The following is a 21775-nucleotide window of genomic DNA, read 5'->3' as shown; positions in this document are numbered from 1 at the left end:
ACAATCTTGCCAAGGCCTGTTTCGGCCTTTCTTAGTTTCCAATGTAGTCAGTTTGACCCGGTGAGCAACTCGGGATCGCAGCGAAATCACCCGCACGTGAAACCGCCCCGTCAAAAGCCCAGTTGATATGCCCCCCAGAGCAGGATCAAACCGCTGACAACACAAAGTAACCCGGCCAGTCGCCGGGCCTGTACGGGCATGGCGCGCAGCGCCTCCAGCATCCGTTCGATAAGCGAAGGGGCCAGCGCATAGGCCAGCCCCTCGACAATCAGTACCAGCCCGAAGGCCAGAAGGATCATGCCCATCATTCGGACGGTGCCGCCGGAACACTCCGCCCTGTGGGTGAACCCAGGTAATTGAAAAATTCGGAATCCGGGCTCAACACCAGCGAGCTGTTACCGCCTTGCAGCGCATTCTGATAGGCCGTCAACGAGCGGTAAAATTCAAAGAACTCCGGATCGGCGCTATAAGCTTCGGCAAAGATCGCGTTGCGTTCGGCGTCGGCTTCACCGCGGGTGATCTCAGCCTCACGGCGCGCATCCGACACCAGTTCAACCACAGTCCGGTCAGCCTGCGCGCGCACACGTTGCGCCGCCTCGTTACCACGTGCGCGTTCATCTGTCGCTTCACGTTCCCGCTCGGCCTTCATCCTGTCAAATGTGGCCTCAAGGTTGGCCTGCGGCAAGTCGGTCGCTTTCAGGCGCACGTCGATTACGGTGACGCCTAACGCCTGCGCTTCGGCAATCGCGCTATTTCGAATGCGCAGCATCAAGGCTGCACGGTCCGAGCTGAGGATGTCACGCGAGGAAACCGAACCCAGTACTTCGCGGGTTTCAGCACGCAGAATGCGGTCCAGACGATCCTCGGCCACCGGGATACCACCGACGCCAACGGCCTGACGGAACTGTTCCAGATCAGAAATTCGATAACGCGCAAACGCATCAACCACCAGACGACGATCATCCAGCGGAGTAACTTCCAGCGGGTGGACATCGATGGACAGGATGCGGTTGTCATAGCGCACTACTTCTTGAATCACCGGTATCTTGAACGCCAGACCTGGCTCCTCCTTCACCGCGACAACGCGGCCAAATTGTAGAACCAGAGCACGTTCGCGCTCGTCCACGATGAAAATCGAGGAAAGAACACCGACTACCGCGATGAAAACGATCGGCAAAATAAATGTCGTCTTACGCATCAGTTGCTCTCCCCAGAAGGACTACGGCGCAGCTCATTCAGCGGCAGGTAGGGCACGACGCCCTGCCCTTGTCCACTCGAACTCGGGTCTAGAATGATCTTGTCGACGTCACCCAAAATCTGTTCCATCCGCTCCAAGTACAGACGCTTGCGAGTCACGTCCGGTGCCTTGGAGTATTCTTCCAGAACCGCGCTAAAGCGGCTGGCCTCACCCTGAGCACTATTGATTTGTTGGGCGCGGTACCCTTCAGCCTCTTCCAGAATCTGTGCGGCTTCACCGCGTGCCTCGGCCAGCACACGGTTGGCATAAGCGTCTGCCACGTTCTGCAACCGGTCACGTTCTTGCGCGGCAGCCTGGACATCGCGGAAGGAGGCGATCACGTCCTGTGGCGGGTCGGCTTTGTCAAAGTTGACGCGAATGATGTTCACACCCGAATCGTAGCTGTCCATTGTATCCTGAATCAGCACCTGCAAACGGTCGGCGATTACGCCGCGATCACGGTTAAGGATCGGTGCAAGCTCGCTTTGCGCAATGATCTCACGCATCGCGGATTCGGACACGGCTCGGATCGTCTGGCGCGGATCACGCAGATTAAACAGGTACTTGGCCGGGTCGTTGATGTTCCAGACAACCTGATAATCTATGTCGACCACATTCTCGTCGCCGGTCAGCATCAGGCCATCGTCGCTACCACGCGCGCCACCCATGTCTTCGTTCTGTTCGCGGGTCACCGGTATGACCTCGGCGGTTACAAACGGCCATGGCGCAAAGTTCAGGCCCGGATTGCCGACGGCCGAGAATTCGCCCAGAAACAGTTCGACAGACTGTTCTTCGGGTTTGACAGTATAAAAGCTCGCAAGCCCCCAGACTACTGCAGCTGCAACAAGGCCAATCGCAACTGTGCCCTTGGTAAAGGCCGGACCGCCACCGCCCTGATCACCGCTACCGCCACGGCCACCGCCGCCACGGCCGCCCATGAGGACGCGCAGCTGTTCCTGGCCTTTTTTCATCAGTTCGTCGATCTCGGGGATATGCGGGCCATCGCTTTCGGGGGGCTTGCGCCCGTCCCCGTTGTTACCCCGATTTCCTCCGCCACCGGATGAGCCTCCGCCCCCCCAGGGGCCGCCGCTGTTGCCCGCCATAAGTATCTTTTCCTTCGTTTTGGACCGTGTGATCACGGGTTCCCTTGTAACGTGTGTGCGCGCGCTTGCAAATCAAGCCGTGCGCACAGGTTGCCGCATTGTCACCAGTTCTTCGGCCATGACCGGGTGAACTGCAACCGTACGGTCAAAATCTTCCTTGGTCGCGCCCATCTTTACGGCGATTCCCGCCAGCTGGATCATCTCGCCGGCACCGGGGGCGACAATATGGCAACCCAACACCTTGCGCGTCGCCTGAGAGACGATGAGTTTCATCAGCACCCGCTGCGTGCCGCCAGCAAAAGATTTCTGCATCGGCTTGAAAGATGTGGCATAGACCTCGATTGGTTCCTGCGCTGCCGCCTCTTCTTCGCTGAGGCCTACGGTACCCATCTCAGGCTGAGTGAAGATCGCAGTCGGGATCAAGTCGTGATCCACCGGTGTCGGATTGCCTTTGAATACGGTTTCCACAAAAGCCATCCCTTCACGGATCGCAACCGGTGTCAGGTTCACCCGGTCGGTCACATCGCCAATGGCATAGATCGAGGGCACAGCGGTCTGGCTGTATTCATCCACGATGATCTCGCCCTTACGGCCGCGTTCAACGCCCAAAGCCTCTAGCCCAAGGTTATCGGCATTCGGCGCACGGCCCGTGGCATACATCACCACATCAAAACTCTGCTCGGAGCCGTTGGTGGCCTTGACCCAGATCTTGTCGCCCTGCTTTTTCATCTCGAGCACATTGGTGCCCAGATGCAGGTCGATGCCGTTCTGACACATTTCTTCGCTGATCAGTCCACGCGCCTCGTCATCAAACCCCCGAAGGATCTGTGCGCCGCGATAGAACTGAGTCGTCCTGACCCCCAGCCCGTTCATGATCCCGGCAAATTCACAGGCAATATAACCGCCCCCAACGATCAGGATGCTTTCGGGCAGCTTGTCCAGGTGGAATATCTCGTTCGACGTAATCGCCAGTTCCGAGCCCGGAAAATCCGGAACAACCGGGCGACCGCCGGTGGCGACAAGAATGTGTTTGGCCGTTTTGCGGGTTCCGTCGGCCAGCTCGACCGTGTGGGCATCCACAAGGCGCGCACGATGGTCAAAGCTTTCGACGCCGTTGTTCTTCAGGATATTGCGATATATCCCTTCCAACCGATCAAGCTCGGCCACCAGCTTGCCGTGAAAACTGTTCCAGTTGAACGCGCCGGGCTGAATGTCCCAGCCATAGGCCTGCGCGTCCCCGACCATGCCCGAGTATTCGCTGGCAAAGACCATCAGCTTCTTGGGTACGCAGCCCCGGATCACACAGGTGCCGCCATACCGGTCTTCTTCGGCCAGCGCGACCTTGGCGCCGGTTTCACCCGCCGCAACACGCGCCGCGCGGACCCCGCCCGAACCTCCACCGATGACAAAAAGATCATAGTCAAAGCTCATGCCGGGTTCCTTCGTTCAACTTGCAAAATTCTCTGGATATCTGGGTGTAAAAAACCCTGTGCCAACCCCCGGCGTGGAAAATTCGAACTTTCATAGCCACTTGCCGGAGGGACCTGCACGATACTCAGTCCGAAAAATCGGAAAACAGGTTATCGCGCGATCTGCTGAGCAGCTGATCCATTGCGACCGTACCCGCGTTGATATCACGCAGCTCGACCCGGCCATCGCCATGGCCGATCACGACCTTGTCGCAGATGTCGATGAACAGGCCATTTTCCACAACACCGGGCACCTGGTTCAGGATCAGCGCCATCTGGCGCGGGTTGCCGATGCGCTTGAGGTGCAGGTCAAGGATGTGGTTGCCCTCATCGGTCACAAACGGGGCCTCGCCATTCATGCGCAGCGCCGAGGATGTCCCAAGCACATCCATCGTATCCAGAGCTTCCTCGATCAATGTGCGTGTTGTCTGCCAGCCAAAGGGAATGACCTCGACAGGCAGCGGAAAGGCCCCCAGAGTTTCAACTTCTTTGCCTGCATCGGCGATGACGATCATCTGGTCGCTGGCCGTGGCCACAATCTTTTCCTGCAGATGCGCACCGCCACCGCCCTTGATCAGGTTCAGGTCCTGATCGAACTCATCCGCGCCGTCGATGGTCATGTCCAGCCAACCGGCCTGATCCAGTGAAATGACGTCGATACCAACCTCGCGGGCAAGCTGCGCCGTGCGGGTCGAGGTTGGAACACCCTTGATCCGCAGTCCGTCTTCGCGCACCCGTTCACCCAGACGGCGCACCAGCCAGGCGGCTGTCGATCCTGTTCCAAGACCGACACGCATCCCGTCTTCGACCATGTCGGCGGCACGGTACGCGGCAACATATTTCGCGGTGTCGATTGGCGACAGATCTCTGGTCATGGCAGCTTTCCCAGTTTATTCTGACCGAGTTATAGGGAATGCGTCAGACGACTGCGACCCCATTTTGCGATCCGACTGGTGTTAAGATGTCTCAGGACTACGCGTTTCCTGTCGGAAAAGTCGCAATCATGTCTTACACCCACATCTTTGCGCTGTAAGTTGCGCGCATGTTGACCCGGTACCGCCTGCATTACGCCCCTGACAACGCCTCGCTGGTGATCCGGCTGGCGCTGAACGAGATGGGCGTAGCTTATGAAACCGTGGTGGTGGACCGCCGCCAGAACGAGCAGGACAGCGACGCGTATCGGTCGCTTAATCCCAACGGGCTGATCCCGGTTCTGGAAACGCCGCAGGGCCCGATCTTTGAAACTGCGGCGATCCTGCTTTGGCTGACAGAGCGCCATGGTCAACTGGCCCCGACGGCGGATGATCCTGAACGCGCCGGATTTCTGAAATGGCTGTTCTTCGCGTCCAACACGTTGCATGCGGATCTGCGCATCCTGTTCTACGCTGAAAAATACATAGACGCCTCACAGGCCGACACGCTGCGCGCGGGCATCCGACCCCGGTTGCTGCAGCACCTGCGGCTGCTGGATGCGCTGGCGCAACGCGGGCCTGAGTGGTTTCGCGCAGGTGTCCCATCGGTTCTGACCTATTATGTCGCCTGCATGATGCGCTGGATGGCCCTGTACCCCGTAAGTGCTGACCGCAGCTGGTATCAACTGGCCGACACGCCGCATCTGCAGAAAGTGCTTCTGCACCTTGAGACATGCCCCGCCACCCGTTTGGCAATCGCTGCGGAAGGTTTGGGCGTTACACCCTTCACATCCCCTACTTACGCTAATCCCCCGGAAGGCTCGGCTATCTGATATGTTCCTATCTGTCTTCGATATGTTCAAAGTGGGCATTGGCCCGTCTTCATCTCACACAATGGGCCCGATGGTGGCTGCGGCGCGCTTTCTGGACATGATGCGCGCGTCCCCCTTTGAATTTACGGGTCTGAAAGGTTCACTGCACGGCTCGCTGGCCTTCACCGGCGTCGGCCACGCGACCGATCGGGCGACCATTCTGGGTCTGGCGGGCTTTGTTCCCGACACCTATGACAACGAAAAGGCCGAGGCCGCGCTGGCCGATATAGCACGCACGCACACCGTAACGCCCGAAGGCCTGCCGACGCTTCATTTCGATCCCAAGGCGGATCTGATTTTTGACTACGACAACAATTTGCCCGGGCACGCCAACGGGATGATCCTGATGGCTACCGACGCACAGGGCGATGTCATCCTGCGGCAGGTGTTTTATTCGATCGGCGGCGGCTTTGTCCTGACCGAGGAAGAACTGGCCGAAGGGAAAGACACCGATGAAGGCGACCCGGTCCCGTTCCCGTTCAAATCCGCCGCAGAAATGCTTGAGATGGCCAAATCCAGTGGCAAGACCATAGCCGGGATGAAGCGCGCGAACGAGATCGCGCGGGGCTGCGCTGACAGTTTTGCCAAAGGCTCGGCTCGCCTGTGGGACGTCATGAATGCCTGTATCGAACGCGGCTTGACCACCGACGGCATCCTTCCGGGCGGTTTGAAAGTGCGCCGCCGCGCGAAAGGCATCTATGATGCGTTGATGGCCGAACGCGGCATGAACCTGACCGCGCCGCACACGATCAACGACTGGATGAGCGTCTATGCCATGGCGGTCAACGAGGAAAACGCGGCGGGCGGGCAGGTTGTCACCGCGCCCACCAACGGGGCCGCAGGTGTTCTGCCCGCTGTTCTGCGCTATTACCTGGATCACGTACCGGGCGCGTCCGAAAGCCATATCGAAGATTTCCTGCTGACCGCAGCGGCCATTGGCGGGTTGGTGAAATACAACGCCTCGATCTCGGGTGCCGAAGCGGGATGTCAGGCCGAAGTTGGCAGCGCGGCTGCCATGGCGGCAGCCGGGCTTTGCGCCGTGATGGGGGGAACCCCCGAGCAAGTGGAAAATGCCGCTGAGATCGCGCTGGAGCATCATCTGGGCATGACCTGCGACCCTGTTGCCGGTTTGGTTCAGGTTCCTTGTATCGAACGTAACGGGCTGGGGGCCATCAAAGCGGTCTCAGCCGCCTCGCTGGCCTTGCGCGGGGATGGTCAGCATTTCGTGCCGCTGGACGCAGTGATCGAGACGATGCGCCAGACCGGCCATGACATGCATGAGAAATACAAGGAAACGTCGCTGGGTGGTCTGGCTGTGAACGTACCGAATTGCTGAAACAGAAAGCGAGGGGCGACATGCGTGGACATTGTCTGTGCGGCAAGATCCGGTTCGAGGTCGACCCTCCGGTACTGTCATGCGTCACCTGCCATTGCGACAGTTGCCGTCGCCAATGCGCAGCGCCGATGACAACGTATTTCGGAGTTCGGGATGGCCATTGGCGGTGGACCGGTGAAGAGCCCAAGCATTTCAACTCCTCTCCCGGTGTCGAGCGCAGCTTCTGCCCGCACTGCGGCACGCCAATGTCCTTCCGTTCAACCGCCATGTCGGATGTGATGCACCTTTATGTCGCGACACTGGACTCTCCTGACACACTGGAACCTACGTTGCATGTCGCGCATGAAGAAAAGCTGAAATGGCTGAAATTGGAGGATGGTTTGCCCACCTGCATCGGGCCGGATTACACCAAGGTTCATCCCCTGCCCGACCGCTGACAACAGCGCTTCCCTCTGCGTCGCGAAACAGATAGCGTCGCGCTCATGACCCAGGACAGACCCGTCTTTGGCATCTTTTTGATGCTTGGTTTTTGCGTGCTCGCACCCTTGGGGGATGCGATGGCGAAGCTGTTGGGTGAAACCACACCGCTGGGTCTGCTGGTCATGGTGCGTTTCGCGGTGCAAGCGGTGATCCTGATCCCCCTGGTTGCGGTGACGGGGCGACCCTGGCGGATGCGCGGCCGCATCCTGCGGCTGACCCTGCTACGGACGCTGCTGCATATCATCGGCATTTCGGCCATGTTCAGCGCGCTGCAATTCCTGCCCTTGGCGGATGCCGTTGCAATTGCCTTTGTCATGCCATTCATCATGCTGCTGCTGGGCAGATATGTTCTGGAGGAAGAGGTCGGTTCCCGCCGTCTTGCCGCCTGCGTCGTTGGGTTCATCGGCACATTGCTGGTCATTCAACCCAGCTTTGCCGAGGTGGGTGCACCTGCGTTGCTGCCACTGATCGTTGCCGTGGTTTTTGCCTTGTTCATGCTGGTCACCCGGCAAGTCGCGAAAGAGACCGATCCGGTGTCGTTGCAAGCCGTGTCCGGCGTATTTGCGACGATCCTTCTGGCACCGCTCCTTCTGATTGGCACGCAAATGAACATTCAGGAACTCTCGATGACCCTGCCATCCAGCGATCTGAACTGGCTGCTGATTGCGATCGGGGTGTTGGGTACGGTCGCGCATCTGCTGATGACGTGGTCGCTGCGCTATGCGCCCTCTGCCACACTGGCCCCGATGCAATATCTGGAAATCCCGGTTGCAACCCTGATCGGATGGGTGATTTTCAACGACCTGCCCGATGGATTGGCTGCGGCTGGCATCGTCATCACCATTGCCGCAGGCCTGTACGTCATTCTGCGCGAGCGGGCCAGCGCCCGGTCTGCCCCGACAGAAACACCTGCATAAGCGGATCAAGTGCTGTGCGCGGGATCATCACCAGCAGGCCCGGCCCATCCATCTTCAGCTCGACAGGCGCCAGTGCACGGTTGGATGTTCCCACCTGCCCGTCCGGCTGAAAGGCCAGATTATCAATCGGCCATTCCAGCCCGGTACTGCGCCCCGTCACCGGCTGCATCGGAAACAGCGAGACCACATCGCCGGGCGCAACCGGCAGCTTGATCTCTGGCGGTGCGTGAAAAACCAATTCACGTTCGCCCAGCAATATGCAGGCCTGATCCTGCCGCCGGACCAGAACGTTCAGAACGGCCAGTTGATGATCAAGCCGCCCGCCAAGAAACCCAGCCCCCAGAACCAGCGGAGCGTGCAGATTGCGCAGAGCCTTGTCGAAATCGGTGCTGTCCTGTTCACGGATGGCAAACAGGCGATCCGCGGGGATTTTTGCTTGCGTCGCTTTGCTCAGCGAATCGAAGTCACCAATCACCGCATCGGGAATCCGGCCTGATTCTGTCAAAACGTCCGCTCCGCCATCGGCGGCAACGACCGAATTGACGCGATTCAGCACCAGATTCAGGTCTCCAGATCCGATAAATCCCCCTCCGAACAGCCCAATTGGATCGGCAGAGCGTACAATTGGCTCGATTTCCCTAAGATTGGCCATTTTTCCCGGATTTGGACACATTAAGACCACAAAATGATAGGTTCATGCATAAAGTTCAGAGCCTTCGTGTGCTCCCGATTCCGGGTAAGTGGGCTCTCGTAGTTTGTAAAGGACGTGCGTCTGATGGTACAGAATAACAAGGTACTAACCGTTTCATATGGAACCTTCTCCTGCACTTTGGAAGGATTCGATGATTCCTTTGAAACGATGAAAGCCATCGCCGAATATTTCCGCGATCTCGCAGCGGATGATCGTTACTTCGGCTCGGAACCCCCGCAACCTGATGCCGAAATGCTGACCCGCATCGCCCGGCGCGATGCGTCGCAGCGCGTCGAAGCCCGTCAGAACGAATCCGGCCTGTTGCTGCGCGCCACTCAGACAACCGAAACCCCTGTCGCTGCTGAAGAGCCGGCCCCGCACACGGCCACGATCAATGTTGCCGAAACTCCCGCTCACGTTCAGCCACAGCCGGCCCCTGCGCAGACCGGGTTCGCCGAAGCGGAACCTGTCGCGGACACCCCACCCCCGGCCGCTGACAGCATCGCGGCGAAACTGCAACGCATTCGCGCAGTCGTCTCTCATTCCGATGTGCCCGCGGCCGAGTATTCCGAAGACGAAGACTCACCGCTGTTGGCCAATACCGCCCCCCCGGTAGATGCAGTGGCCGCCGCGTTTGAGGCCGGTGCGCTCAGCGCGGAAGACTTTGCCGAGCCCACAGAGCCTGAAGCCCAAGAAACCGAAGTGCCTGCGGCACCTGCGATTGACGAGATGCAGGATCAGGAAGCTGAAGAACCGCAAGCGGCTGAGACAGCTGATGCGCTGATCCCCGAAGTTGCTGAAACTCAGATCGAAGAAGACGTTGACCTGCAGGCGCCCCTGACCCCCCAGCCCTTGCAAATCGACGAGATCGAAGACACACCGGTGGCGGATCAGACCGCCGCCGAGCCTCTGTTCGCTGATCTTGCAGACGTTGCCGAAGACGATTTCGACGAAGAGGATGCCCCCAACATCCTCAACGTAGAAGACGTAGCAATTGAATCCGACGATGAACCGGTCGAGGAAGACCTGGCGCAGGGTGTTTTGACGGCAGACGACGAAATGCACCTGCTGACCGAAATTTCCGAGATCGAACAGCACCTGTCCGGTCGTTCGAGCCAAAAACTGGCGGACGATGCGGATCCCGATCAGGATATGTCGCGCCTGATGGCAAAGACCGGCGAGCATATGGATGACCCCAGCAGCAGCGATGCGCGCGAAACCTATTCGCACTTGCGCACCGCCGTCGCAGCCACCGAAGCCGACCGCGACGGTCAGGCACGCTCGGAAGAGGCGGCCGACCGGGAATATCGCGGCGATCTGGCATCCGTGGTCAGCCCACGGCGACCCGAAATCAAGGTAACCAGCATGCGTCCGGCACCGGAAGCTCCAGCGCCGCTCAAGCTGGTGGCCGAGCAGCGGGTGGATGAACACGGAACATCCGCAAGCCCGGTCTCGCCACGTCGTGTCACCGCAGACCAGGAAGCAACCGGATCGGAGGAAGGCGGTTTCGCACAGTTTGCACAGGAACAGGGTGCGCAATCGCTGCCTGATCTTCTGGAAGCGGCTGCCGCATATCTGTCCTTCATCGAAGGTCAGGAGCAGTTTTCGCGCCCGCAGCTGATGAACAAGGTGCGTTCACTGAAACAGGACGAGTTCAATCGCGAAGAAAGCCTGCGTTCTTTTGGACAGTTGCTGCGCGATGGCAAGATCGAGAAAGCCGGAGGCGGGCGTTTCGCGGCGTCCAACCTGATCGGTTTTCGCCCCGATGACGAGCGTGCCGTTGGCTGATCACACTGGAAGGTTCACAAGCGAGGCCGGGTTTACCCCCGGCCTTTTTGCTTTTTGCCGTTGGACCATACTCCTGCCCTGAATGACAAAGCCCGAGCGTTTCGACTGATACCAGACAGCCGACAAAATACCTCCGAGGACCGCGCGTAATCCTGCGCAGTGCTCAGCAGGCCCGGTCATTTACACGTACCTGACGAGCGCTAGGACTGATCGGGGTCTTCTTTACCGACGCCGCGAAACACAAACTTGAACGGCAGGGCCCAAAGGATGCCCAGCACGATATAAACCAGCAACTCAATCCAGATCGGAGGACGCCCCAGCAAGTTCACGATCGTCACAACAGCGATGATGTACAGCGGAAGGCCAAGCACAAGGATCACCAGCGACCAGCGCCGGCGTGCCTTGTAACTCAACCCTGTCTTCTGTTTTTCGCTCATCAGTCGGCAAAGGGGTCTGTCACCAGAATGGTGTCATCCCGCTCCGGGCTGGTGGACAAAAGTGCCACCGGGCATTCGATCAGTTCTTCGACCCGACGTACATATTTGATCGCATTTGCAGGTAAATCGGCCCAGCTGCGCGCGCCTTCGGTCGATTCGCTCCACCCCGGCATTTCTTCATAAATCGGGGTACAGCGGGCTTGCTGATCAGCTGCGGTTGGAAGGTAATCCAAACGCTCGCCATCCAGCTGATACCCCGTGCAGATCTTAAGGGTCTCAAACCCGTCCAGAACATCCAGCTTGGTCAGCGATATGCCGTTCACGCCGCTGGTTGCGCAGGTCTGGCGCACCAGACAGGCGTCGAACCAGCCGCAGCGGCGCTTGCGGCCTGTTGTCGTCCCGAATTCGTGCCCGCGTTCACCCAGACGCTGACCGTCTGCGTCTTCCAACTCGGTCGGGAACGGCCCTTCTCCAACGCGGGTGGTATAGGCCTTAACAATGCCAAGCACGAAATTGATCGAGCCCGGACCGATTCCAACACCGGTTGCCGCCTGACCCGCAATCACGTTCGAAGACGTTACAAAGGGATAAGTGCCAAAATCGATATCCAGCAGCGCGCCCTGCGCCCCTTCAAACAGGATGCGTTTCCCGGCCTTGCGCTTTTCGTTCAGCACTTTCCAGACAGGTGCCGCAAACGGCAGAATTTGTTGCGCGATCTCTTTGAGCTGAGCAACCAGCGCGTCGCGGTCAACCGGTTCGATACCCAGACCCTTGCGCAACGGATCGTGATGTTGCAATGCGCGGTCCACGCGGGCCTCCAGCGTGGCTTCGTCCGCCAGATCGGCAACGCGAACGGAACGCCGCCCAACCTTGTCTTCATAGGCCGGGCCAATTCCACGACCGGTTGTTCCGATCTTGGTGCCTTTGCTCGCAGCTTCCTCGCGCGCACGATCCAACTCGCCGTGAATCGGCAGAATCAACGGCGTGTTTTCGGCAATCATCAGCGTGTCGGGCGTAATCTCAACACCCTGCGCCCGGATGGTTGCGATCTCATTGACCAGATGCCAGGGGTCCAGAACCACCCCATTGCCAATAACGCTCAACTTGCCGCCGCGTACCACACCCGAAGGAAGCGCGTGCAGCTTATAGACCTCGCCGTCGATCACCAGCGTATGACCGGCATTGTGACCGCCCTGAAAACGCGCGATTACGTCCGCCCTTTCGCTGAGCCAGTCGACAATCTTGCCTTTTCCTTCGTCGCCCCATTGGGCGCCGACAACAACCACGTTGGCCATATCCGGTCCTTTTCGTGCTGAGTGATCAAACCCGGCTCATATAGCGGGGCAAAAACGGCAGGGAAACCGATATTTCGCCGCAGAGGAAAATCGCGCAGGCGCGCGATGCCTCCGGCGGGGATATTTGTAGCCAGATGAAGAGCGGATCCCCTGCTTCACCTGGCTTTAAATATCCCGGGGGAGGCGCCCGGAACGGGCGGCGGGGGCAGAGCCCCCTACCCTGTCATCGTAAGTGGACAGGTTGCCCGTGCGGAGTGGTCAGGTAAGCCTCTTCCCAGGCCTTATGCAGATCCTGCACATCTTTCGGCATGGCAGCGCCCTGTTCGACCAGCAATGCCTCAAGCGTTTCCAGCCATGCGTGGAAGTAATCGTCACCGCCATCCAGTTCCCGGGCAAGCCCGTTGCGTTTCAATGTCGCTGAAAAACGCGCCGCCCAATCCGCCCATTCGAACCGCCCGGCCTCGTTCAGCGCGACTGTGACGGCAAAGACCTGAGCGTGCCAGGGCTCAGCAAAAACCGGCTCGGGGGCTCCGTATGTGATGCAGTCGTTCATTCCGGTTGCAGGTAGCTTTGCCAGAGGTCCAGAACCACCTGGTCAGCGGGATGTTCGGGGGCGGCCCAGAGTTCTGATGCCGCAAAGACCACTGCATAAATCGGCTCTGGCGCCTCACCCAACCCATGCGCATTGGAATCGGGCAGAACATGGGTTCCGTGCAGGCGCAGGATTCGGCCCCTGGCACCGGATGCATAGACAGGCAGGCGCGTGTGACCTCCATCCACGAGGCGATTTGCCGCCGGTCGGACCGTGACAACCTCTTGCCCCACAGAATACAGCGCCGCGACATTGGAAGGCCTGTCCGCAGGCCCGCCTTTGGCCAGCGCAGCGGACACCGCTTCCGCCTTGAGTGCTCTGTCCGCCAAGGGGTGCGGTTCGTCGCCGCTCACGCCACGCAGATCATCCAATGTCAGAACACCCTTTTCGACCAGCAGATCGGTCAGACCGGATATCCATTTCTCATAATAGGAAAACCGGGTGTAATCCTTCGGGGACAGGCGTTCGCGCGCGTGGCGCGAAACGTCGATGTTCCACTGCCCCAGAAAACCAGATGCAAGTGTCACCGCAAGAGCGCGGGCGTGCCAGTCTTCGGCAAAGACCGGCGCATCCTCTGTCTCGGGGTTTATCGGACCGTCACCGAAACGTCCTCCCATATCGTGAACGCGGGTCATGCGGGCACCCTTGGAAGGCCCGTGCCAATCATGCTGTCGCGCGTCACAAGCGCGGCAAGCCCCTCTTCGCTCATCCCGTCTGTGCCTACAGGGCGCATGGGCAAGACGAGATAGCGAACCTCGGCTGTCGAATCCCAAACCCGTACAGATGTGTCTTGGGGCAAGGTGACGCCGAATTCGGCCAGCACCTTGCGCGGTTCTCGCACTGCGCGGGCGCGGTAGGCGTCGGATTTGTACCATCCGGGCGGTATGCCCAGCAGCGGCCAAGGGTAACAGCTGCACAGCGTGCAGACGACCATATTGTGCCGGTCCGGTGTGTTCTCAACCACTACCATATGTTCACCCTGGCGGCCATAATAGCCAAGGTCGGCCACGACCGGAGTGGCGTCTTCAAGCAGGGCAGCTTTGAAGGCAGGGTCGCTCCAGGCTTTGGCAACAACGCGCGCGCCGTTTTGCGGCCCGATCCTGTTCTGATAAGTGTCAATAATCTCATCCAGAGCCGCCGGATCGATCAGCCCTTTGCGGGTCAAAATCGTCTCGAGCGCTTTGACGCGCAATGCGGGTTCAGGTGGTAACAGGGCATGCGGGTGGTCGTGATCGTCATGTGGCATGGCCGCAGCCTGCGTCACAAATCGACACACTGTCCAGTCCCTTTGACGTGATGGGATACATCAAAGAAGTTGATGCCAACTCCTGACTTGCCCCCGCTGGCAAACTTGCATAAGTACCACGCGATACACGCCACGCTGTACAGGACCACCATGGAAAACGTCGTTCTCATCATCCATCTTCTTCTGGCTCTGGGCCTGATCGCCGTTGTCCTGATGCAGCGGTCCGAAGGCGGCGGCCTGGGTATGGGTGGTGGCGGTGCCATGGCTGGTCGCGCAGCAGCGACGGCATTGGGCAAGGTGACCTGGATTCTGGCGGCCTGTTTCATCGTCACCTCGATCACGCTGACCATTCTTGCGGCTCAGAAATCTTCGGGCAGCTCGGTAGTCGACCGTCTGGGTGTTCCAGCGCCAGCTTCGACAGAAGAAACCACACCGGCGATTCCGTCGGTTGATGATCTTCTGCCGCCGGCACAGGACGACAACGCGCCACTGATCCCGCAGGCGGATTGATCCACAAAACCTAGAAACCTGAAAGAGGACTGCAACAGCATCTTGCGGTTCTCTTGCGCTTTTGGCGCGAATCCTTTATATGTGAAGTCCCGTGATGCAGCGGTTTTTCGGAACCGTCGGGCAGCTGATTTTGACGTCTCACGGGAGCAGCCGAAAAACTATGGCACGTTTTATTTTCATCACCGGTGGTGTGGTTTCGTCCTTGGGCAAAGGGCTGGCTTCGGCAGCATTGGGCGCATTGTTGCAAGCCCGCGGTTATTCGGTGCGTCTGCGCAAGCTGGACCCCTATCTGAACGTCGATCCCGGTACGATGTCGCCCTTTGAGCATGGCGAAGTGTTTGTCACCGATGATGGTGCCGAGACCGATCTGGACCTTGGCCACTACGAACGGTTCACCGGAGTCGCCGCGCGCAAGACCGACTCGGTCAGTTCCGGGCGGATCTATTCGAACGTGCTCGAGAAAGAACGCCGTGGCGATTACCTTGGCAAGACCATTCAGGTGATCCCGCACGTCACAAACGAGATCAAGGATTTCATCGCCATTGGCGAGGATGAGGTTGATTTCATGCTGTGCGAGATTGGCGGCACTGTGGGCGATATCGAAGGCCTGCCCTTCTTTGAAGCCATCCGTCAGTTCAGTCAGGACAAACCGCGCGGGCAGTGCATTTTCATGCACCTGACGCTGCTGCCTTACATCAAGGCCTCGGGTGAGTTGAAAACCAAGCCGACCCAGCACTCGGTTAAAGAACTGCGTTCGATCGGTCTGGCCCCCGATATTCTGGTCTGCCGGTCCGAAGGGCCGATCCCGACCAAGGAACGGGAAAAGCTGGCCCTGTTCTGTAACGTGCGCCCAGACAGCGTGATCGCGGCACAGGACCTGTCCACCATTTACGACGCGCCGCTGGCCTATCACCGCGAGGGGCTGGATCAGGCGGTTCTGGACGCGTTCCAGATCAGCCCCGCCCCCAAGCCCGATCTGGCCAAATGGGAAGATGTGAGCGACCGCATCCACAACGCCGAAGGCGAAGTGAAAGTGGCCATTGTTGGCAAATATACGCAGCTTGAAGACGCCTATAAGTCGATTGCCGAGGCGCTGACCCATGGCGGTATGGCCAACCGCGTGAAGGTCAAGATCGAGTGGGTGGATGCCGAGGTTTTCGATACCGAAGACGCGGCCCCGTATCTGGAAGGCTTCCACGCCATTCTTGTCCCCGGTGGTTTTGGCGAGCGTGGCACCGAAGGCAAGATCAAGGCGGCGCAATATGCGCGCGAGCACAAGGTTCCCTATCTGGGCATTTGTCTCGGCATGCAGATGGCGGTGATCGAGGCTGCGCGGAACGCTGCGGGAATCGCCGAAGCCGGGTCCGAGGAATTCGACCATGAGGCCGGGAAGAAACGGTTTGAACCGGTGGTCTATCACCTCAAGGAGTGGGTACAGGGCAACCACAAGGTCGAGCGCAAGGTCGGCGACGACAAGGGCGGCACAATGCGCCTTGGGGCTTACAACGCAGTATTGGCGGATGGATCCAAAGTGGCCGAGGTTTATGGCGGCACGCAGATCGAGGAACGGCACCGCCACCGCTATGAAGTGGACATCAAGTATCGCGACAAGCTTGAAAAAGCGGGCCTGAAGTTTTCGGGCATGTCCCCGGACGGTCGTCTGCCCGAAATCGTGGAATGGGCGGATCACCCGTGGTTCATCGGCGTTCAGTACCACCCGGAACTGAAGTCCAAGCCGTTTGACCCGCATCCGCTGTTTCGCGAATTTGTGCGGGCCGCAAAAGACACCTCGCGGCTGGTCTAATCTCTGACTGTGTCGGACTGTCACCCCACGTTGTTTCGTGGGGGCTGACCTCTTAACTGTGTGGAGAGGCAGGTTTTCTGCTTTTGCATTTCACGGTTTCAGGAGATTTCCGATGAGCAACGCAACAACGATCACCAACCTTCAGCAAGCGCTTCATATGGAGCTTACTGCCGCGCACCAATACCAGTTGCACGCGCATGTTCTGGACGACTGGGGCCTTGATATTCTGGCCGAGAAAATGCGGGGCGAGATGCAGGAAGAGTTGGTGCATTCTGACGCCTTTATCGAACGTATCCTGTTTCTGGGTGGAACCCCCGAGCTTGCGTTTCAGAAAAGCCTAGCCGCAGCGGGCACGCTGGAAGAGATGTTCGCCTCTGATCTCAAAGACGAGAGTGAGGCCGTCGACTTCTACACCAATGCAGCGCAACAGGCGGCCGAAGTTGGTGATGTTGGTTCGCGTACACTGTTCGAACGCATCCTGATGGAAGAAGAAGGTCATAAAGCCTGGCTGGAGACACAGCTGAGCCTTCTGCAACGTCTGGGCGAATCTGCGTTTAGCGCGAAATTCGTCTCTGGCGCTGCGGGCGACGCCTGAGACCTTGGTTTCAAACCGGTGGATGTCACAGGTGCTTTGCGAAGCTGACGCAATCTGTGCCTGTGCCGTCACCTTAAATTGACCTGGCTGGGTGCAAAAACTCTGGCCGGGTCATTTTCTCAGCGTTAGCTGTAGGATACGTGACAACAGGAGAGTTCCGATGACCAGCCAGTCCCAGAAAGCCGTGACCTTTACCAGCCTTCACAAGAAGGGCGATCCTGTCATTCTGTTCAATATCTGGGACGCTGGCAGCGCTGGCGCCGTTCGGGACGCTGGTGCCCAGGCCATCGCGACCGGCAGTGCCCCTGTTGCCATGGCGCAGGGCTATGGCGACGGGCAGAACATTCCACTTGAGGCCGCGTTGGACAATGTACGCCGCATCGTTGCGGCGATTGATTTGCCGGTAACACTGGATTTCGAGGGGGCTTATGCCGAAGACCCGCAAGGGATCGCGCAAAACGTTCGGCGCGCACTTGACTGCGGTGTTGTCGGGTTCAACTTTGAAGACCAGATCATCGGTGGTGACGGTCTCTACGATATCGCCACTCAGGCCAAACGCGTTGAAGCGATGTGCGACGCTTGCGCGCGCGCAAGCATTCCCGGCTATGTCAATGCGCGCACAGATATCTTCCTGAAGGCCGCAGCGGACACCCATGACGACACGATGCTGGATGAGGCCATTGCCCGTGCCAATGCCTATGCTGACGCAGGCGCCAGCGGATTCTTTGCCCCCGGGCTAAAGAACGAAGCCCTGATCGCCCGGCTTTGCGAATCCACCACGTTGCCGGTCAATATCATCGCTCTGCCCGGCACGCCGGATACGGCCACACTGGCAAAGCTCGGGGTCGCGCGGATCAGCTACGGCCCGGTCCCCTATCGGCAGATGCTGGCCTGGTTGCAGAACGCAACCAAAGAGGCGCTGACCTGGTAAACGCAGGCCTTTGTTTCTTAAGGACAAATTGAAACTCATGGATATTGGGCAATGATTGATTGTTGGCCGGTGTGTACCCGGTGCCGCGCAGCTCTGGTTCAGCGCGGGACACACGCAATACTATAGCAAGACCGGCATTTCGTGCTTGGCCGATCACGACCTGTCGTCTAGGTGTTTGTTATGTTGAAAAGGTTCTTTAAGGCGCTCAGACCGCCTCATCATGAACAATTGCCGGACCCGGATGCAGAACTTGCTCTGGGTGCTCTGATGGTGCGCGTCGCGCAGGCAGATCGCGATTATAAGCTGGAAGAGATCAGTCTGATCGACAAGATACTGGCTCGTCTTTACCAGCATAACGCGATTGAGGCGGCCAAGGTTCGGGCCACCTGCGAAAAGCTCCATGCTGCGGCACCGGAAACTGATACGTTCGGCAAACTGATCCGGGAAACCACGGACCTAAAAGAGCGGCTGGCAGCCCTTGACGCGTTGTGGGAAATCGTTCTGGCAGATGGCAGTTCGGACGAGGGCGAGATAAAGATCGTCGAAGAAGCCCGCATTGCCATGGGCCTGAGCTATAATGACAGTCAGGCAGCGCGCGAGCGCGTCCAAAGCCGCTTGGATGTGAGTTAAGCGCCCGCTATATCTTACCCATGTTCAGCGACTTTCTTTCCAGGCTCACACAGCCCAAGCCCGACCCGCTTGTCGAAGATGATGCCCGCCTGGCCCTGACGGCCCTGCTGGTGCGTCTGGCACGATCTGACAACGATTATTCTGATTCTGAGATGGCGCGCATCGACCGCATCTCGGCTGAACGATACGGTTTGTCCCCGTTCGAAAGCGCGGCTTTGCGCGCCCGTGCCGAAGATCTTGAGGCCGAGGCCCCCGACACGGTCCGTTTTACCCGTGCCATCAAAGAAGCTGTCGCTTATGAAAACCGGCTGGCGGTGGTTCAGGCGCTGTGGTCGGTGGCGCTGGCTGATGGCCACCGTACGGGTGAGGAGGACTCGCTGCTGCGTCTGGTTGTCAGCTTACTAGGGGTCAGCGACGTGGATTCGGCTTTGGCCCGGCAAAAGGCCGCTAAATCTTGATCGCCATGCTTGGCATGTATGACATGCCCGAGGTTCAGGCCGCCAATGATCGGTTCTGGGGGTTGATTCGTGCGCATTTGGGATGCGGGCCAGAACAGCTGACCCGAGACACCGATGTTTGGCAGGTCTGGCTTGATCCCGAACTGGTGCTGGCGCAGACCTGTGGAATGCCCTATCGCACACGCTTGCATGGTCGGGTTCAACTGGTGGGCACCCCGGATTACGGCCTGCCCGGTTGTCCTGCCGGGCATTATTGCTCGGTCTTTGTGGCGCGGCGCGACGACAACCGCACGCTGGCGGGCATGACTGACGGTATCTTCGCGTATAACGAAGCGCTGTCTCAATCCGGCTGGGCAGCACCGATCACGCATCTATCCCGAGAGAACCTGAATCCTGCGTCGTTGTTGGAAACAGGCGGTCACGCGCTGTCAGCGCAGGCGGTCTCGGACGGGAAGGCAGATTTCGCCGCGCTGGATGCATTGACCTGGATGATGTTGCAGGAACATACCGATCTGGGCAAAAGCCTGCGCGAATTGGCAAAAACCTCTCCTACACCAACCCTGCCCTATATTACTGGACCCGACCAAAACGCGGATCTGGTCGCAGACGCAGTTCGAACCGCAATAGTCGGCCTTGCCGAACACGACCGCAAAACGCTGCATATTCAGGGGCTGATCGACATCCCGGCGGAGGAGTACCTGTCCGTACCGACCCCGCCACCGCCATGCGCACAGCGGATAATCTGATGACCAAATTGTCCGGTGCATTTGGTCATTTTGGCTGTTTCCGACCCTGAATTTACGAATTGCGCATTGCATTGAGCAAATTTTTCGGCCCTATTACCGCACCAACACCACAAACTACTGGACTGCCCGTGACAGAAATCGCTCCCGTCATCGAAATCAAAAACCTTCACAAAAGCTTCGGCAATCTGGAAGTGTTGAAGGGGGTGGATATCACAGCACATGGCGGCGACGTGGTCTCGCTGATCGGGTCATCGGGGTCAGGAAAATCAACTTTGCTGCGCTGCTGCAATCTGCTGGAAGACAGCCAGCAGGGTGAAATCCTGTTCAAAGGCGAGCCTGTCAAATGGTCGGGCGATAGCCATGGGCGTCGCCCCGCGGACCCCAAGCAGGTTCTGCGCATCCGCACCAACCTGTCGATGGTGTTTCAGCAGTTCAATCTGTGGGCGCATATGACCATCCTGCAAAATGTGATGGAAGCCCCCGTGACCGTTCTGGGCCGCGACAAGGCCGAAGTGGAAGACAGCGCGCGCAAATACCTTGAGAAAGTTGGGATTGGCGACAAATGCGACGCCTATCCGGCGCAATTGTCCGGCGGTCAGCAACAGCGTGCCGCGATCGCGCGGGGGCTGTGCATGGAACCGCAGGCGCTGTTGTTCGACGAACCGACCTCGGCGCTGGATCCCGAACTGGAACAGGAAGTGATCAAGGTGATCAAGGATCTGGCCGCAGAAGGGCGCACCATGATCATCGTGACCCATGACATGAAAATGGCGGCAGATATCTCGAGCCACGTGGTATTTCTTCATCAGGGCCTGATCGAGGAAGAAGGTTTGCCCGAAGATATCTTTACGTCACCCGAATCCGAACGGCTTCGGGGCTTTCTCTCCGCTACTCAAGCGGCTTAACTTCAAGAACAGAACCAAAACTGGGGAGTAACCAATGAAAAACCTGATTCTGTCCACTGCAGCCCTGGCGCTGACTGCTGGTATCGCGATGGCCGACACGGTCCGCATGGGCACCGAGGGCGCCTACCCTCCGTACAACTTCATCAACGATGCAGGTGAAATCGACGGGTTCGAGCGTGAAGTCGGCGACGAGCTGTGCAAACGCGCTAACCTGGAGTGTGAATGGGTCAAGAACGACTGGGATTCGATCATTCCGAACCTGGTCTCGGGCAACTACGACACCATCATCGCCGGTATGTCGATCACTGCCGAACGTGATGAGGTCATCGACTTTACCCAAGACTATTACCCGCCGACCGCGTCGGCCTATGTCGCGACCTCTGACTCGGCAGACGTAACCGGTGGTGTCGTTGCTGCGCAAACCGCCACGATCCAGGCAGGCCACGTTGCCGAATCCGGTGCAACCCTGGTTGAATTCGCGACCCCGGAAGAAACCATTGCAGCCGTCCGTAACGGCGAAGCCGATGCCGTTCTGGCCGACCGCGACTATCTGGTGCCGTTGGTCGAGGAATCGGGCGGTGAGCTGGTCTTTATCGGCGATCCGGTTCCGCTGGGCGGCGGCGTCGGCATGGGCCTGCGTGAAAGCGACGGTGAACTGCGCGGCAAGTTCGACGAAGCCATCACTTCGATGAAAGCTGACGGCACGCTGAACGAGATGCTGATCAAGTGGTTCGGTGAAGGCACCGCCACATACGGTTCTGACGGTTCGGTCGTCACCAACTAAGACCTGACCAATCCCGGTCCGGTGCTTTGGCGCCGGGC

Annotated in this window: 25 protein-coding genes; 14 read left to right on the top strand and 11 right to left on the bottom strand. The window is 58.8% G+C overall.

Annotation, left to right across the window (positions count from 1 at the left end):
* Window positions 1–110: 110 nt before the first annotated feature.
* The 5 genes from ACR3E2_RS02795 to rpiA all read right to left on the bottom strand — a co-directional run bounded on the left by ACR3E2_RS02795 (window position 111) and on the right by rpiA (window position 4684).
* On the bottom strand, window positions 111–305 hold the full coding sequence (locus ACR3E2_RS02795; RefSeq protein WP_480476484.1) for a DUF2065 domain-containing protein: 195 nt from the start codon (window positions 303–305) through the stop codon (window positions 111–113).
* On the bottom strand, window positions 305–1198 hold the full coding sequence (gene hflC / locus ACR3E2_RS02790; protein ID WP_480481514.1) for a protease modulator HflC: 894 nt from the start codon (window positions 1196–1198) through the stop codon (window positions 305–307). The genes ACR3E2_RS02795 and hflC overlap by 1 nt, the downstream gene beginning before the upstream one ends.
* Window positions 1198–2340, bottom strand: coding sequence for an FtsH protease activity modulator HflK (hflK, locus tag ACR3E2_RS02785; protein WP_480481516.1), 1143 nt, complete (start codon window positions 2338–2340; stop codon window positions 1198–1200). The genes hflC and hflK overlap by 1 nt, the downstream gene beginning before the upstream one ends.
* A gap of 72 nt (window positions 2341–2412) precedes the next feature.
* Entirely contained in the window at window positions 2413–3771 is a 1359-nt protein-coding gene (gene gor, locus ACR3E2_RS02780; protein WP_480481518.1) for a glutathione-disulfide reductase, read from the bottom strand.
* A 124-nt stretch (window positions 3772–3895) separates the two neighbouring features.
* Window positions 3896–4684 carry a ribose-5-phosphate isomerase RpiA gene (gene rpiA, locus ACR3E2_RS02775; RefSeq protein WP_480481520.1) on the bottom strand — a complete coding sequence of 263 codons (789 nt, stop codon included), beginning with the start codon at window positions 4682–4684 and terminating at the stop codon, window positions 3896–3898.
* 167 nt (window positions 4685–4851) lie between these two features.
* On the opposite strand from rpiA, the gene ACR3E2_RS02770 reads away from it, so the two are divergent.
* Genes ACR3E2_RS02770 through ACR3E2_RS02755 form a run of 4 tightly spaced genes read left to right on the top strand, consistent with a single transcriptional unit; the run spans window position 4852 to window position 8325 of the window.
* Window positions 4852–5553: a glutathione S-transferase family protein gene (locus tag ACR3E2_RS02770; RefSeq protein ID WP_480481522.1), complete on the top strand. Its 702-nt coding sequence runs from the start codon at window positions 4852–4854 to the stop codon at window positions 5551–5553.
* A 1-nt stretch (window position 5554) separates the two neighbouring features.
* Entirely contained in the window at window positions 5555–6928 is a 1374-nt protein-coding gene (locus ACR3E2_RS02765) for an L-serine ammonia-lyase (RefSeq protein ID WP_480481524.1), read from the top strand.
* Between the two features lie 20 nt (window positions 6929–6948).
* Window positions 6949–7365 (top strand): GFA family protein, encoded by a 417-nt coding sequence (locus ACR3E2_RS02760; RefSeq protein WP_480481526.1) that lies wholly within the window; start codon window positions 6949–6951, stop codon window positions 7363–7365.
* A gap of 45 nt (window positions 7366–7410) precedes the next feature.
* Window positions 7411–8325, top strand: a complete 915-nt coding sequence (locus tag ACR3E2_RS02755) for a DMT family transporter (RefSeq protein ID WP_480481528.1) — start codon at window positions 7411–7413, stop codon at window positions 8323–8325.
* Here the strand turns inward: ACR3E2_RS02755 and ACR3E2_RS02750 are convergent.
* On the bottom strand, window positions 8270–8977 hold the full coding sequence (locus tag ACR3E2_RS02750) for a thiamine diphosphokinase (protein ID WP_480481530.1): 708 nt from the start codon (window positions 8975–8977) through the stop codon (window positions 8270–8272). The two genes, ACR3E2_RS02755 and ACR3E2_RS02750, sit on opposite strands and share 56 nt — an antisense overlap.
* A gap of 207 nt (window positions 8978–9184) precedes the next feature.
* Between ACR3E2_RS02750 and ACR3E2_RS02745 the strand changes: the two genes are divergently transcribed.
* On the top strand, window positions 9185–10804 hold the full coding sequence (locus tag ACR3E2_RS02745; protein WP_480492681.1) for an RNA polymerase sigma factor: 1620 nt from the start codon (window positions 9185–9187) through the stop codon (window positions 10802–10804).
* A gap of 200 nt (window positions 10805–11004) precedes the next feature.
* Here the strand turns inward: ACR3E2_RS02745 and ACR3E2_RS02740 are convergent, their stop codons facing one another.
* From ACR3E2_RS02740 to nthA, 5 genes are all read right to left on the bottom strand, one after another.
* Window positions 11005–11241, bottom strand: coding sequence for a DUF2842 domain-containing protein (locus ACR3E2_RS02740; protein ID WP_480481534.1), 237 nt, complete (start codon window positions 11239–11241; stop codon window positions 11005–11007).
* Window positions 11241–12536, bottom strand: coding sequence for an adenylosuccinate synthase (locus tag ACR3E2_RS02735; RefSeq protein WP_480481536.1), 1296 nt, complete (start codon window positions 12534–12536; stop codon window positions 11241–11243). Before ACR3E2_RS02735 ends, ACR3E2_RS02740 begins: the two co-directional genes overlap by 1 nt.
* Before the next feature lie 223 nt (window positions 12537–12759).
* Complete coding sequence (locus tag ACR3E2_RS02730; RefSeq protein WP_480481538.1) at window positions 12760–13089, bottom strand: nitrile hydratase accessory protein; 330 nt, start codon at window positions 13087–13089, stop codon at window positions 12760–12762.
* Window positions 13086–13763 (bottom strand): nitrile hydratase subunit beta, encoded by a 678-nt coding sequence (gene nthB / locus ACR3E2_RS02725; RefSeq protein ID WP_480481540.1) that lies wholly within the window; start codon window positions 13761–13763, stop codon window positions 13086–13088. Before nthB ends, ACR3E2_RS02730 begins: the two co-directional genes overlap by 4 nt.
* Window positions 13760–14374: a nitrile hydratase subunit alpha gene (nthA, locus tag ACR3E2_RS02720; RefSeq protein ID WP_480481542.1), complete on the bottom strand. Its 615-nt coding sequence runs from the start codon at window positions 14372–14374 to the stop codon at window positions 13760–13762. Before nthA ends, nthB begins: the two co-directional genes overlap by 4 nt.
* Before the next feature lie 150 nt (window positions 14375–14524).
* On the opposite strand from nthA, the gene secG reads away from it, so the two are divergent.
* The 9 genes from secG (at window position 14525) to ACR3E2_RS02675 (ending at window position 21737) form a co-directional block, all read left to right on the top strand.
* The gene (gene secG, locus ACR3E2_RS02715) at window positions 14525–14884 is read left to right on the top strand and encodes a preprotein translocase subunit SecG (protein ID WP_480481544.1); all 360 of its coding nucleotides are present in this window, start codon (window positions 14525–14527) and stop codon (window positions 14882–14884) included.
* Window positions 14885–15044: 160 nt separating this feature from the next.
* Complete coding sequence (locus ACR3E2_RS02710; RefSeq protein WP_480481546.1) at window positions 15045–16688, top strand: CTP synthase; 1644 nt, start codon at window positions 15045–15047, stop codon at window positions 16686–16688.
* 112 nt (window positions 16689–16800) lie between these two features.
* Complete coding sequence (locus ACR3E2_RS02705) at window positions 16801–17283, top strand: bacterioferritin (protein ID WP_480481548.1); 483 nt, start codon at window positions 16801–16803, stop codon at window positions 17281–17283.
* A gap of 160 nt (window positions 17284–17443) precedes the next feature.
* Entirely contained in the window at window positions 17444–18214 is a 771-nt protein-coding gene (locus tag ACR3E2_RS02700; protein ID WP_480481550.1) for an isocitrate lyase/PEP mutase family protein, read from the top strand.
* A 180-nt stretch (window positions 18215–18394) separates the two neighbouring features.
* Window positions 18395–18844: a tellurite resistance TerB family protein gene (locus ACR3E2_RS02695; protein WP_209504295.1), complete on the top strand. Its 450-nt coding sequence runs from the start codon at window positions 18395–18397 to the stop codon at window positions 18842–18844.
* Window positions 18845–18864: 20 nt separating this feature from the next.
* A complete protein-coding gene (locus ACR3E2_RS02690; RefSeq protein WP_209504296.1) occupies window positions 18865–19302 on the top strand; it encodes a tellurite resistance TerB family protein in 438 nt (145 codons plus the stop codon).
* Window positions 19299–20048, top strand: a complete 750-nt coding sequence (locus ACR3E2_RS02685; RefSeq protein ID WP_480481552.1) for a phosphate/phosphite/phosphonate ABC transporter substrate-binding protein — start codon at window positions 19299–19301, stop codon at window positions 20046–20048. The genes ACR3E2_RS02690 and ACR3E2_RS02685 overlap by 4 nt, the downstream gene beginning before the upstream one ends.
* A 128-nt stretch (window positions 20049–20176) precedes the next feature.
* A complete protein-coding gene (locus ACR3E2_RS02680; protein WP_267365283.1) occupies window positions 20177–20953 on the top strand; it encodes an ABC transporter ATP-binding protein in 777 nt (258 codons plus the stop codon).
* Between the two features lie 34 nt (window positions 20954–20987).
* On the top strand, window positions 20988–21737 hold the full coding sequence (locus tag ACR3E2_RS02675) for a transporter substrate-binding domain-containing protein (RefSeq protein WP_480481555.1): 750 nt from the start codon (window positions 20988–20990) through the stop codon (window positions 21735–21737).
* Window positions 21738–21775 lie beyond the last annotated feature (38 nt).

This window comes from Ruegeria sp. AL7 (genome assembly GCF_056536105.1).
This window is presented reverse-complemented; position numbering and strand designations above follow the sequence as displayed.